The organism is Streptosporangium sp. NPDC000396, assembly GCF_042898655.1.
In the GTDB taxonomy this organism is placed as follows: Bacteria; Actinomycetota; Actinomycetes; order Streptosporangiales; family Streptosporangiaceae; genus Streptosporangium.
In genome coordinates, this window is the sequence record NZ_JBIAZA010000004.1 from 1 (window position 1) to 12,817 (window position 12,817).

The following is a 12,817-nucleotide window of genomic DNA, read 5'->3' on the forward strand; positions in this document are numbered from 1 at the left end:
GTCTGGCCGACGGTCTTGAAGCGGTGCGCGGGCAGGGTGTCGAGACCGACCGGGTGTTGTTGATCGGCGGGGCGGCGCAGAACGCCGCGGTGCAGGAGATCGCCGCCCAGACGTTCGAGCCGCCGGTGATCATTCCGCTGCCCGGCGAGTATGTCGCGGACGGGGCGGCGGTCCAGGCGGCGTGGGCGCTGACGGGGGCGCGGCCGTGTTGGCCGTTGTCCGTCGCGGCCGAGCCGGTGCCCGACTACCGGCCCGTCATCCGCGAGCAGTACGCCCGATACGCGCGCTGATCATGCGCACGCCGACAGCCGAACATGCTGATCTAGCCGTTGGCGCCGATGCCGTCGGCGATTCGACGCTGAGGGACGTAGTACTTCGGTCTTCGGGCGAAGCTAGTGGTCCGGCGGGATGCGGTAGACGGACACGTGGGAACGCGACTCGGCGGTGAAGTCGGCTCCGGCCCAGTCGGCATGCCGGGTCTCCAACTCGAACCCGGCCAACTGAGCCATGAGGTCGAGCTCGGCCGGCCAGATGTAGCGATGCGGGCTACGGAACAGCTGAGCCTGTCTGCTCTCATCGAACCTGAAGTGGTGCGATACAACGTGCTGGCGCAGAACGTCGTAGGTGTCCAAGCCGATGTAGCCGGGCTCGCAATGCCAGACCGTGGCCGGCTGACCAGGTGGAAGCTTGCGGAGCTCAGGTACCCAGAGCTCAACCACGAACCGGCCGCCGGGTGTGAGGTGACGGGCAGCATTGCGGAAGCACGCGACCTGCTCGGCTTGGGTGAGCAGGTTGGAGATCGTGTTGTAGACAAGGTAGACGAGCGTGTACTTCCCCGGAGCGACGGCAGTCGCCATGTCGCCGACGATCACTGGGATCGTCGCTTCGTCCACCTTCGTTCGTAGTTGGTCGATCATCGGAGGTGACAGCTCTATGCCGGTGACGGGCACCCCTCGCGCGGCGAGCGGCACGGCCACGCGGCCGGTTCCGATGGCGAACTCGAGCGCGGGTCCGTCGCCCGCAAGCTCGGCCAGGCGACCCACGGTCGGCTCCAAGGCCTCGGGTGCGAACATGCCGGTACCCGGAGTGTCATAGTGCCGGGCGGCATCGATGTCCCAGATCTCCTCCTGTTGCATGCCGCCAACGATGGTCATGGGTGTACGCGTTGTCCAACGATTTTGTGATCCTACGGTCGCAAGCGCATTCAGACCGCCGGCCGTGCGCGGCTGCACCGCCAGCCGATCAAGCTCAAAGACCGTCAGCCACGCACAACGGAGATCATCCTGATCGGCCAGGGAACAGGATGTTTACAAGTCAGCGGTCAGAACCGGTTTCCTCCAGACCATGACACCGCGTCCGCCCCTCTGGGCGGACGCGGCGGGGACGGAGGCCGTCTAAGCGATGGAGCCGGTCCAGAGGTCGGAGGCCCTCCGGTAGACCGTGTACAACTCACCGTCGAAGTACGGTGAGACGCCGGTGTCATACCGATTGTCGCCATCGGTGTCGGAAACGCTGATCGTGATGCCGTTGAGATAGCCGGTACGGCTGTCACTCGTGTAATGGGTCAGCCACGAGGAACCGAGAGAGCCTTCACCGGTGAACGGGGAGTCCGCGCCTATGGGCCGGTCTGCGGGGAGGCCGGTGACCTTCATCGCGAATGTCGACCCGGTCGACCGTTCAAGGGTCTCGCCCGTGTAGGGCCGGCTGCCGTCGGGCTCGGGGCCGGCGGGGTAGCCGAAGACGTCGACCGTGGGCGCGAGCGGCTGGTTGAACGCGACCCCCTGACCGCCGACGTTCTCGGCCAACTTCCCGGCATTGGTCAGCACGTCCGGAGAAGAGGAGACGACACCGCTGTACACGTTGACGAAGGCGAGGTCGCGGTCGTAGTCCCGGATGTCGTCGAAGTCATAGTGGGCGACGCCCTGCTTCCCGACGTACAGGCCGAACGGGGTCATGCCCTCGGAGTAGCCGGGGACGAAGACCCACTTGGCCAGCGGGCCGCCCGGGGCCTCGATGTCCAGCAGGCAGTGACCTGCCGTCGCGACAACATTCCGGTATTTCGACTGCACAGCCGTGCCGGTGCACCAGTGCGGCTGGAGGTCGCTGCCGATGAAGAACACCTTGCCCGAGGTCGTGGGCATCCCCTCCTCCGGCGAGGTCGGCCCCTCCAGGGGTGGAATGGAAGCCGGAGGGCCGTCCGGGACGATGTCCGTAGACAGGCGTTCCCCGCCGACCGCAGTCCGCACGGCGTACGGCGTGGCGTTCTTCAGGTTGGCAGCCCCGTCGGCGAGCCAGAACCTCGCGACCTGCTGAGCCGTCGTCACGGTGGGAGCCAACGGGACCACCACCACACTCGCGGCCTGTGCCGGCTCGGTGACGATAGCGGAACCCAGCACGCTCAAGCCGATGCCTAACGCGATCAGTGCACGCCTCAAGGTTGATCTCCCATCCAGTCATGGGGCGTCTTCGCGCCCCGTCAGCGTGGAGAGCCGGCCGATCAACACGGCCGGCGAACAGCAAGATCGTAATCTTGGCCGAGGCTCTGACTCCAGAAGTTTTGGATCACGTGTTCGATACAAGAGCCTCGATGGGCCACCACTTCGCGGCTGCGGAGGCCGCGCACGCCAGAAGGCCATGAACAGGCACGACAGCCCGGCTCGGCGCACCGGCAGCGGCGTTCGGCGCGCTGCATCGGGAAGCCGAATGGGAAGCCACTCGGTCACGCGGTCTGCGCTTTGAAGATCTTGTTCATGACCACGGCGCCCTTGGTCAGCGCCGGCCTGATCTCCTGGCGGTGGACGGTCTCGGTCACGTTCGTTGACGAGTGGCCAACGAGACGCGCTATCTCTTCTATGGCGACATCACGCGCGGACAGCAGGGACACAAGCTGTGCCGCAGCTCGCGGGGGCACCAGTCCGTTCCGATACCGGCCGCGTTCGTGACCTTCTGGAACTTCCGGCGTACGTACCAGCGATCCATCGCACGGCCGTCCTCGCGACGGAACACGAGCGCGTCATCAGGGCCTCGTTCGCCCGACGCGAGAGTCAACATTCGTGGGCCGATGACTGTTTTTTCACAAGGGGGTCCGATGCCAGACTGCCGATCATGAGTGGTGGACAGGCCCCCGTTGTGATCCGGCCCTACCGAGATGAAGACCGCGATGCCGTAGTCACGCTGGCGCCGCGCCTCACCGAGGGAGTCGCGGTCTGGCGGGACGCCGATGCCGTCGCCCTGGCCGTGCGGGGCTGGGTCACCAGTTCCCTGGACCAGGACGGCAGGGATGGTCACGGGGTGCTTGTGGCGATCTCCGACGGCTGTGTCGCGGGCTTTGTCACCGTGACCACCCGGCGGCACTTCACCGGCCAAGTGGACGCCTACATCGGCGAGCTCGTCGTCTCCGCCGAACTGGAGGGCATGGGCGTCGGGCGTGCTCTGGCGGACGCTGCTGAGTCCTGGGCACGCGAACGCGGTCTGCAGCGCATCACGTTGGAGACCGGTGCGGCCAATGTCCGTGCCCGGAGCTTCTACCAGGCGCTGGGATATGCGGAGGAGGAGGTACGGTTGAGCAAGCCGGTATCGATTGATGATCAGGCGGCGTCAGCGGTGTCCGGTGTCGCCGCCTTTGAGCTTGGCCGGTCACTCGATGACGGGAATGCCGCCGGTTCGTCGTAGGCCTTGCGTTCGTTCAGGCGGTGATAGAGGGAGCCGAGCATTCGGTCGGTCGGTCCAGGCCTCGATCGTGGCCCAGGCGGGCGCGGCCGGTGTGCGGGCAGATGCCGGCGCCCGCGGACTTCCAGGCCGAGGCCCTCGATGTTGAGGGCGAGGACCTCGGCGGCGCGGGCTGCAGTTTCGTAGAGCATCCGCCACAGTGTCTTCTTCCGCAGCGGGATGCCGCGGCGCGACAGCAGCCGGGGCGGTCGCCGTCAGGCCGGCGCCGAGCCGAAATCAGCCGCGCGATGGGCGACCCATTGGGCATAGGTGAAAGCCGGTCGCCCGGTGACTTCCTCGACTGCCGGCAGTACTGGCTCCTCCGCCCTGACGGATGCCGTTCCATGCGGCGTAGCTCTGCGCGACGAAATGGGACACCCCGGTCGCTTGGGCGGCGGCCAGCAGGTGGTCCGACCCCTCGGTGCGCAGCCGGTTGGTGGTGGCGAACCAGCGGTCGAAGTGCTTGATGTCGGGCTTGCCGGAGATAGCGGTCATCTGGTGCACGATCACATCCGGCCGGGCCTGGGCCACCGCCTCACCGACCGACACCGCATCCAGCCCGTCCATCACGACCGCTTCAGCACCCAGCTGCTCCACCAAGTCCAGCTTCGCCACGCTCGTCGTCGTCGCCGTCACCTCGTGACCACGTGCCACAAGCTGTGGCACCAGCCGCCGCCCCAGCACCCCGGCCCCGCCGGCCACGAACACCCGCATGACCACCACCTTCCAGATTCCAAAACCTGTCTTCCCAACCCGAGACGAGACAGCCCGCCCTTCTGTGACATGGGAGGCAGGACAGTCGGGAAAAGATCGTTCGCGGCTATCAGCCGATGCCCCCGGTTTCATGGAGCAGTGAGCCGGCAGGCGGCGTTTGAGGAGCCGTGCCGGACGCAGGCCGGGCTTCAGGGGCTTTGCGTCAGATCAAGGATCCTGCGTCCGATGCAAAGCCGCACCGGATCTCCGACCTCGGCTCGGATGTCTTTCGCAGGTGGAGGGCCGAGGAGAGCGCCGTTATCGGGTGGCCGCCGGCTCAGCCGTGTTTCCTCCCATGTCACAGAACGGCCGGGCTGTCTCGTCTCGGGAGAGCTCGGGGGAGACGGACTCGGCCCTCGGAGCGTGGAGGAACGGAAAACGTACGCCAAGCCCGTTCTCCACCGCCCGCACGGGCGTCTCCAGCTTCTGACGGACAACACCACAGGAAACTCGGACACGACCAAGGAAGACAGCCGCCATGCGGATCGCAGTCTTCGGAGCCAACGGTCCCACCGGCCGCCTGCTCACCGACCAGGCACTGGCCGCCGGACATCGGGTCGCCGCGGTCACCCGGCAGCCGGACTCGTTTCCACTGCGCCATGATCTGCTCGAGGTGGTCGGTGCCGACGTCCTCGATCCGGTGGCCGTCGACGCCGCCGTGGCGGAGCGGGATGCGGTGCTGTCGACGCTCGGGGTGCCCCCTGGGAAGGAGCCGATCAGCACCTATTCGCGCGGTGTGGCCAATATCGTCGCCGCGATGAAACGGCATCGGGTGCGCCGGCTCGCCGTGGTCAGCTCAAGCGGGGTCGACCCGCACCCGTACTCCGAGGGCGGGTTCCTGTTCAACCGGGTATTGCTGCCATACGTGACGCGGGTACTGGGTAAGACGCTGTACGACGACATGCGGCGGATGGAAGCGCTGGTCCGCACCAGCGATCTTGACTGGACGATCCTGCGCCCGAGCGGGCTCTACCATTTGCCGTCGGTCACCGACTACACCCTCGTCGAGGGCCACGCCGACGGCAGGTTCACCGCCCGTGCGGACCTGGCCGCGAGCATGCTGGCCCTGCTGGACGACGACCGCCACCTCCGCACCACCGTCAGCGTCGTCACCACCACCGACAACCCCACCTTGCTCCAGTGGATCCGCCGCGAAGCACTCACCAAAAGCTGAGCCGATGGGCAGGGCGTCGTCCGGGTTGCGCCACCTCTCGGCGCCGAGAACCCAGATCTCCTTACAGCGCGGCTTCTCTCGCGGCGTCTGGAACACGCCGCACCCGTACACGGTCCGCAAGATCCGCCGCCGACCAGGTGCCGCCGGCTCGAATCAAGGCTTCAGGGCGAGTACCCGAGTCGGCGGACTCGGGTACGTACGGAGTCATCAGGTTCGGATCCTGCCGGGGCGCACACTTGTGATCTGCCCTCTGAACTGGGAGTTCTCCCCGGGTACGGCTTGCGTCCGTGTGCGGCCGTAGGCCGTCGAGAGCAGCCCTCGGCCGGAAAGCCGTACCCCGCCGGCGCTGTCGGGTGACAGATGGCCACTACCCGGAGGCTACGACCTCGCCGGCCATGATCTGAGGAGGGTTCGGAAGCAGGGAGGTGAGCCTTTCCCGCACGAAGTCCGCAGCCCTTTCGATGGATTCCTCGGCCCCGGCTTGATCTTCAAAGACGCTGGTGGAAACCATCACCCCACCCCCAGCGTCGACCCAGTAGTAAGCCACGAAGCCGGGGACCTGGCGCATGAGCGGCACGAACCCCTCACTCACCAGGCGTCCCGCCTCGGCGGGATCGGTTACCCCCTCATATCGCCGTACCGTTGCGTACACGGCTGATCTCCTTTCTGGGCCCAAGATCGCCCCGTGAGGGACGACATACCCCCACCACGCGTCTTCAGATGCCAAGGGCCTGTAAATGAATGACATGCCCAGGATCGCCCGGCTGCGGGCGTGACCCACGGTCGCTGCGGCCCGTTCACCTATGGCTCTGATGCCTCCGAGATCCTTCACATATGGCTTCGTCCGGAGTCGTTGACGGTTCAGGACCGGGTCGCCGCTGGCTGGACACTTCGCCTCACTGCTCGCGGGCAGAAGACCTTCCCCGGCCGCGGACACGGGATCCAGCCCGTTGGCGGACAGCGGTTCTCCCCGGCTCGGCTCAGGTCGATGGGGGGCGATGGGATGTTGACTTGGCGGGTCGGGGGGTCTGTTCGATCAGAGTCTCGGTGGCTCGATCGAGGAGATCGCAGAACTGCCTGTGCTCGGCTGGGGTGAACTTGTCGATGAGGGCTTTTTCGAGCACGTTGACTTCTTGGTAGGCCTCCTCGAGAAGGCGCTGACCGGCGTCGGCGAGGGTGGCGATCATGACCTTGGCGTGCACAGATGATGGCTGCCGGTCGATGAGGCCCTTGGTCTGCATGCCGGTGAGGACCGTGGCCATGCTCTGCTGGGTGACGCCGCAGGCGCGGGCCAGCTGGGCACCGGACATGCCTTCATCGCGGGAGAGGGCGAGCAGCACCGTGTACTGGGTCATGGTCAGCCCATAGGTGCGCAGGACGGCTTCGTGATGGGCCATCAGAGCCTGCTCGGCGCGGCGGATCCTGGTGCACAGGTATTCCTCGGCGGACACGTCGACCATATTTGTCACAGCTCCCTCATTTGACTCAGCTTCCTGAGACTCGCTATCGTCCGAGTATCAGGATACTGATTCGACCAAGAAGGTTGTGAATTATGAAGGCTGCCGTGCTCGCCGGCGACGACCAGTTCCACATGACCGAGATCGCCGAGCCCGTCCCCGGGCACGGGGAGGTGGCCATCCGCGTCGCTTACGCGGGTGTTCAGTGGGGAGACGTGCTGGTCCGCGACGGCCACTTCTCGACTCCTCGTCCCTTCGTGCCCGGCTTCGAGGCGTCCGGGCAGATCATCGCGGTCGGCGAGGGTGTCGACCCGGCACGCGTCGGTGAGCAGGTCATCGCGCTGACCAGTTCGGGCGGCTTCGCGGAAGTCGTTGTCGTTTCCTCGGTGCTGGCGATCGCGGCGCCCACCGTGGACTCCCGGACCGCCGCCGCGTTCGGCTGGGTCACCTCCACCGCCTATGACCTGATCAACACTGTCGCGGGTGTCCGGCCGGGCCAGAGCGTGCTGATCCACGCGGCAGCCGGCGGGGTCGGCACGCTCGCGGGACAGTTCGCCCGGGCCGCCGGCGCGGGGCGGGTCGTAGGTGTCGTGGGCAATCGGGGACAGGCCGACTACGCGCGGCAGTTCGGTTATGACCAGGTGATCAGCCGCGAGGAGTTCCCCCAGGCGCTGGACGGAGAGCTTTTCGATGTGATTCTCGACCCCATCGGCGGCCAGACCCGGCTGGCCAACCTGGAACGCCTGGCACCGCACGGCCGGATCGTGGTCTACGGCAACATCGCCACCTTCGAGCCGGTCTCGGTCTCGGCCAACGATCTGCTGATGCGGGGCACGTCGATGCTGACCTACAACAGCAACCTGCTCAGCCAGACCCATCCCGAGCGGCTCGCCGACAGCGCGCGCCGCGCGCTGGAACTGGTCGGAGACGGCAAGGTCGGCATCGATATCACCGCCGAATATGAGCTGGCCGACGTCGAGACCGCCATCGCCGATCTCGCCGGCGGAGCGACCCGCGGCAAGAGCATCGTCCGGATCGGATGACGCCAGTCCGGGTCTGCCCGGGGCGCGGCCGACTGTCGGATCTACCTGTGAGCATGTCAACCTCTACACCATGCACATCAGATTCGGAACGAAGGACGACGCCGAGCGTATTGCGACGCTGCATACCCAGAGTTGGCTGACCGCCTACGCCGGGATCATGCCCGCCGGCTATCTGAACGGACCGTCGCTGCTCGACGAGCGCAAGGCCATGTGGGCCACACGCCTCACCACCGTCGCCCCGGAACCGGATCACGCCTCCTGCCTGCTCGTCGCCGTCGACGACACCGCCCTGTTGGGGTTCGCCTACCTGACCCTTGAGGCCGATGGCCGCATCCTGCTCGACAACCTCCACGTCCAACCCCGGCGTAAGGGCTCCGGCATCGGCCGCCGGCTCATGCAGCACGCCTCCACCTGGGCGGCGAGCCGCCATCCGGGGAAGACCGTCTACCTGGGAGTGCTCCAGGCCAACGCCGCCGCAATCGCCTTCTACCGGCGTCTGGGCGGCCGCCCCACGAAGGAGTTCGTCGAGCGCTTCCCCGCCGGGTTCGAACTGCCCGTCGTCGAGTACACCTGGAATCCGGACGCGATCAGCACCCTTGCCGCCAACCGTTCCACCGATGATCGCCGGGCCTCCTGAATCGAGGGAACATCGCGACTGGGGATCACACCCGGTTCACCGGCTGAGCGCCTCCCGGAGCGCGGCGAGGCGGGCGGGCGAGGCCAGGCCCGCGTGATACAGGTGGAACTCCGTCGCCCCCGCCTTGGCGTAGGCGGCCAGCTGCTCGGCGAGGACGGCGGCGTCGGCGGGCCGTGGCGGCAGAGCCAGCACGTAGGCGCCGACGCGCTGCCCTGGCTGGGTCATCGCGGCCAGCCGGGCCAGGCGTTCCGCGTCGCCCGCCGGGTCGCCCCAGCAGTTGCCGACCAGCACGTCCACACCCGCCTCGCCGTACGGCAGCGCCGCGAACGCCCCCGTGGCCCACGGATCGGGAGTGGCGTGCAGGGTGATCGGCGTGCCGGGAGCCACCTCGCGGGCGACGGCGATCAGCCGCGCGCGCAGGTGCGCCGAGAGCTCGACCCGTACGGCCCGCACCGCTTCGGCGCTCTCACCCAGCGCCTCTGCCATCGACGCGAGCGGGGCCGCCTCGTCGACCGCCTGCTCGACCAGCCGCCTGACGCCCTCCGGGTGGCGGGGAGCGCAGGCCGTACAGAAGCAGAGGGAGAGCAGGTCGGCGAGGACGCCCGTCCAGTCGGCGCCGGCGGTCTTCTCGTGCGTGTTCTGGTGGGGGAAGCCCGCCGGGCCGCATGACTCCAGCACCAGCCCGTCCGGCTCGCCCAAGGTCAGGATCTCGCGGACCAGGCGCTCGCAGTAGTCGACGACATCCGGATGGGCGGGGCAGAGCGCGTGAGAGTACCGGTCACCGAAGGCGTTGCGTGTGACCAGGTCCGGGTGGGCGGTGCCGAGGTGGGAGTTGTGGGTGAGCACGGTCCAGGCCAGCACCTTGAGCCCGGCCGCCGTCAGCGTGTCCCGCGCCCGCAGGTAGGCGTCGGGCGGCGTCCAGGTGGGCGAGGCGGGCACCAGTGTGCCCCAGGCCTCGGGACGCACGGGCAGGTAGAAGGCCGAGTGGGGGACTTCGAGCACGCGGTGTGCGGGGTGGTACGGCGTGGCGGCGCGGGTGGCGTGGTAGGAGGCGGCCAGCGCGACCGCCTCCACGCCGAGCCCGGCGATGCGCTCGGCCGCCGCGGGGTCGCCGACGAGGTCCCAGGGGTAGGCGTAGGCGACCTTCACCAGCGTGCTCTCCTCGCGGTGAAGGCGGGCTCGAAGCGCCGCATGTAGGCGGTGTCGTCGCGGGAGACGATCCCGCACGTGAGGTACTGCTCGTGCATGACGGCCACCGCGTCTCTGTCCAGCTCGACGCCCAGCCCGGGACCGCCGGGCACGGGGACGGCTCCGTCGACGAAGCGCAGGGCACCGGGCAGGACCACGTCCTGGCCGTCCTGCCAGGGGGTGTGGGTGTCGCAGGCGTAGGTGAGGTTCGGCGTGGCGGCGGCGAGATGGGTCATCGCGGCCAGGCTGATGCCGAGGTGGGAGTTGGAGTGCATGGACAGCTCCAGGCCGAATGTCGCGCACAGGGCGGCCACCTGCGCGGATCGCACCAGCCCGCCCCAGTAATGGTGATCGAGCAGCAGGACCTGGACCGCGTTGGAGGCGACGGCGGGGGGCAAGTGCTCGGGTGTGACGACGCACATGTTCGTAGCCAGCTTTGTAGCGATATTTCGAGAAACCTCAGCCATGCCGGAAATACCGGGTGTGGGGTCCTCCAGGTACTGGAGCACGCCGTCGAGCTCTCCGGCCACCATGATCGAGGTCGTCGGCGACCAGGCGGCGTTCGGGTCGAGCCGCAGCGGAACCCCGGGAAAGGCCTCGTGCAGGGCCCTGATCGCGGCGATCTCCTGCTCCGGTGGGAAGACCCCGCCCTTGAGCTTGATCGAGCGGAAGCCGTACTCCTTCACGAGCAGCGCGGCCTGCTCGACCAGCCCCGCCGGATCCAGCGCCGCCCCGAACCTGTCCGGCTCCGCACCCGGATGCCCCGCCCACTTGTAGAACAGGTAGGCGCTGTACGGCACCGCCTCGCGCACCCGCCCGCCGAGAAGATCGCAGACCGGGACGTTCGCCGCCTTTCCCCTGACGTCCAGGCATGCCACCTCGAAGGGGGAGAACACCCGGTCGACGCTCTTCTGCCTGGTGGCGGCGCCGGTCAAGCCGTGCAGGTCGCCGACCGCGTCGCCGACGACCGCGCTGACCCTGGCGTACATCTCGTGAGCGGCGTGCACGTCCAGCCCGACCAGCGCCTGCGCGCACTCGCGCACCTTGGCCAGGTGGCCGAGGTCGCCGTAGGTCTCGCCGAGCCCGCTGAGCCCCTCATCGGTGACCACCTCGACGATCGTGCGGAGCGCCCAGGGCTCGTGCACGCCGGCGGCGTTCAGCAGCGGCGGGTCTCTGAAAGCGACGGGCGTGACACGGATTTCCCTGATGACCATAGAAGTCGCCGTCCATGTATGTGAACAGTGGCCAGGTTTGTGGACAGGTGACGCAACTGTAAGAATCGCCTTGCACAAGTGTCAAGCTGTAGTCTGTGTAGTGTGATATTGCACCGAAAGGGCCAAGCGATGATCTACGGATATGACCCGCGGACCGGCGAGACCGTAGGCGCCGCGCTGCCGGAGACGGACCCGGCCGAAGTCGACACGATCGTGCACGCCGCCGAAGCCGCGGGCGCGGCCTGGCACGCCACCTCGGCCGAGGAGCGGGCGCGCGTGCTCGAAGCCATCGCCGACGCGCTCACCGCGCGGGTGGACGAGCTCTGGCAGGTCGCCGACGCCGAGACGGCCCTGGGAGAGGTACGGCTGCGCGGCGAGGTGGCACGCACCGCCGGGCAGTTCCGGCTGTTCGCCCAGGTGATCAGGGACGGCGGGTACGTCGAGGCGATCATCGACCACGCCGACCCGTCGCTGACGCCGCCCCGGCCGGACGTGCGCCGTATGAAGCGGCCCCTCCCCGGCGTGGTCGCGGTCTTCGCGGCCAGCAACTTCCCGTTCGCGTTCTCTGTCGCGGGCGGCGACACCGCCTCCGCCCTGGCCGCAGGCTGCCCGGTCGTGGTCAAGGCGCATCCAGGACACCCGAACACCTCCGCGATGGTCGCCGAGACGGTCCGTGCGGCGCTGCCGTCGCCCGACCTGCTCGGCCTGGTGCACGGCATGCAGGCGGGGGCCGACCTGGTCCGGCACCCGGTCGTCGCGGCGGCCGGTTTCACCGGGTCGGTGGCGGGAGGCAAGGCGATCAAGGCGCTGATCGACCAGCGGGAGGTGCCGATCCCGTTCTACGGCGAACTCGGCAGCGTGAACCCGGTGGTCGTGCTGCCGTCGGCCCGCGCCGACGAGGTGGCGAAGGGGTTCGCGGCCTCGCTCACGCTGGGGGTCGGGCAGTTCTGCACCAACCCGGGTCTGCTGTTCGTGCCTTCGGACACGGAACTGCTGGACGCGATCGCCGACGCGGTGGCGGGCACCACCGGCGGGCCGATGCTGGGCGAGCGGATCAGGGACGGATACCTCGGCGGGGTCGAGCGGCTGGGCGAGCTGCGGTCGCTGGCCTCGGGCAAGCCGGGGGAGGGCGCCTGGGCGGTCACCCCGCAGGTCTTCGTGACCGATGTCGACGCCTTCGCCGAGAAGCTGCCGCGGATCGCGGAGGAGTGCTTCGGGCCCGCATCCGTTGTGGTGACTTACCGCGATATTCCCGGACTGCTCGCCGTGCTGCGGAACCTCGAAGGCTCGCTCACCGCCACCATCCACGCGAACGTGCCCGCTGAGGCGACGCAGGTGGCGGAGGTGCTCGGCCGCAAGGCCGGACGGCTCCTCTGGAACGGCTGGCCGACCGGCGTGGCCGTGTGCTGGGCGATGCACCACAGCGGTCCCTGGCCCGCCTCGACGGCCCCCGCGCACACCTCGGTCGGCGCGACGGCCATCGACCGCTGGCTCGCGCCCATGGCGTACCAGGACTGGCCTTCGGAGCTCCTCCCGCCTGAGCTCCAGGACGGCAACCCGCTCGGCGTCCCCCAGCGCGTTGACGGCCGCCTCAACCCCTGACCCGCGGCACCTCGGGGAGCGCCGCGCAGCCGCGTAGCCGC

General features: G+C 68.4%; 13 protein-coding genes. 6 read left to right on the plus strand and 7 right to left on the minus strand.

The features are described 5' to 3' along the window. The coding region (locus tag ACFY2X_RS07315; protein WP_389933711.1) for an FGGY-family carbohydrate kinase at positions 1 to 290 on the plus strand (290 nt) is incomplete at its 5' end. A gap of 102 nt (positions 291 to 392) precedes the next feature. On the opposite strand, the gene ACFY2X_RS07320 is transcribed toward ACFY2X_RS07315, so the two are convergent. Together ACFY2X_RS07320 and ACFY2X_RS07325 are read right to left on the minus strand one after the other, a co-directional pair. After that, positions 393 to 1,154, minus strand: a complete 762-nt coding sequence (locus tag ACFY2X_RS07320; protein ID WP_389933714.1) for a class I SAM-dependent DNA methyltransferase — start codon at positions 1,152 to 1,154, stop codon at positions 393 to 395. Between the two features lie 240 nt (positions 1,155 to 1,394). Next, on the minus strand, positions 1,395 to 2,396 hold the full coding sequence (locus tag ACFY2X_RS07325) for a trypsin-like serine peptidase (RefSeq protein ID WP_389933717.1): 1,002 nt from the start codon (positions 2,394 to 2,396) through the stop codon (positions 1,395 to 1,397). A gap of 709 nt (positions 2,397 to 3,105) precedes the next feature. Between ACFY2X_RS07325 and ACFY2X_RS07330 the strand changes: the two genes are divergently transcribed. Continuing rightward, positions 3,106 to 3,672: a GNAT family N-acetyltransferase gene (locus ACFY2X_RS07330; protein ID WP_389933721.1), complete on the plus strand. Its 567-nt coding sequence runs from the start codon at positions 3,106 to 3,108 to the stop codon at positions 3,670 to 3,672. Positions 3,673 to 3,945: 273 nt separating this feature from the next. On the opposite strand, the gene ACFY2X_RS07335 is transcribed toward ACFY2X_RS07330, so the two are convergent. Next, entirely contained in the window at positions 3,946 to 4,422 is a 477-nt protein-coding gene (locus tag ACFY2X_RS07335; protein ID WP_389933724.1) for an NAD-dependent epimerase/dehydratase family protein, read from the minus strand. A 517-nt stretch (positions 4,423 to 4,939) separates the two neighbouring features. On the opposite strand from ACFY2X_RS07335, the gene ACFY2X_RS07340 reads away from it, so the two are divergent. Continuing rightward, complete coding sequence (locus ACFY2X_RS07340) at positions 4,940 to 5,635, plus strand: NAD(P)-dependent oxidoreductase (RefSeq protein ID WP_389933727.1); 696 nt, start codon at positions 4,940 to 4,942, stop codon at positions 5,633 to 5,635. A gap of 367 nt (positions 5,636 to 6,002) precedes the next feature. On the opposite strand, the gene ACFY2X_RS07345 is transcribed toward ACFY2X_RS07340, so the two are convergent. Both ACFY2X_RS07345 and ACFY2X_RS07350 read right to left on the minus strand, forming a co-directional pair. After that, positions 6,003 to 6,467, minus strand: a complete 465-nt coding sequence (locus tag ACFY2X_RS07345) for a hypothetical protein (RefSeq protein WP_389933730.1) — start codon at positions 6,465 to 6,467, stop codon at positions 6,003 to 6,005. 148 nt (positions 6,468 to 6,615) lie between these two features. Further along, entirely contained in the window at positions 6,616 to 7,095 is a 480-nt protein-coding gene (locus ACFY2X_RS07350; protein WP_389934771.1) for a MarR family winged helix-turn-helix transcriptional regulator, read from the minus strand. Between the two features lie 92 nt (positions 7,096 to 7,187). On the opposite strand from ACFY2X_RS07350, the gene ACFY2X_RS07355 reads away from it, so the two are divergent. Together ACFY2X_RS07355 and ACFY2X_RS07360 are read left to right on the plus strand one after the other, a co-directional pair. After that, complete coding sequence (locus ACFY2X_RS07355; protein WP_389933733.1) at positions 7,188 to 8,135, plus strand: zinc-binding alcohol dehydrogenase family protein; 948 nt, start codon at positions 7,188 to 7,190, stop codon at positions 8,133 to 8,135. A gap of 70 nt (positions 8,136 to 8,205) precedes the next feature. Then, positions 8,206 to 8,772: a GNAT family N-acetyltransferase gene (locus tag ACFY2X_RS07360; protein ID WP_389933736.1), complete on the plus strand. Its 567-nt coding sequence runs from the start codon at positions 8,206 to 8,208 to the stop codon at positions 8,770 to 8,772. 36 nt (positions 8,773 to 8,808) lie between these two features. Here the strand turns inward: ACFY2X_RS07360 and ACFY2X_RS07365 are convergent, their stop codons facing one another. Both ACFY2X_RS07365 and ACFY2X_RS07370 read right to left on the minus strand, forming a co-directional pair. After that, the gene (locus ACFY2X_RS07365) at positions 8,809 to 9,921 is read right to left on the minus strand and encodes a hypothetical protein (protein WP_389933738.1); all 1,113 of its coding nucleotides are present in this window, start codon (positions 9,919 to 9,921) and stop codon (positions 8,809 to 8,811) included. Next, positions 9,918 to 11,174, minus strand: a complete 1,257-nt coding sequence (locus tag ACFY2X_RS07370) for a glucarate dehydratase family protein (RefSeq protein WP_389933740.1) — start codon at positions 11,172 to 11,174, stop codon at positions 9,918 to 9,920. Before ACFY2X_RS07370 ends, ACFY2X_RS07365 begins: the two co-directional genes overlap by 4 nt. A 129-nt stretch (positions 11,175 to 11,303) precedes the next feature. On the opposite strand from ACFY2X_RS07370, the gene ACFY2X_RS07375 reads away from it, so the two are divergent. Then, positions 11,304 to 12,776 carry an aldehyde dehydrogenase (NADP(+)) gene (locus ACFY2X_RS07375; RefSeq protein WP_389933742.1) on the plus strand — a complete coding sequence of 491 codons (1,473 nt, stop codon included), beginning with the start codon at positions 11,304 to 11,306 and terminating at the stop codon, positions 12,774 to 12,776. Positions 12,777 to 12,817 lie beyond the last annotated feature (41 nt).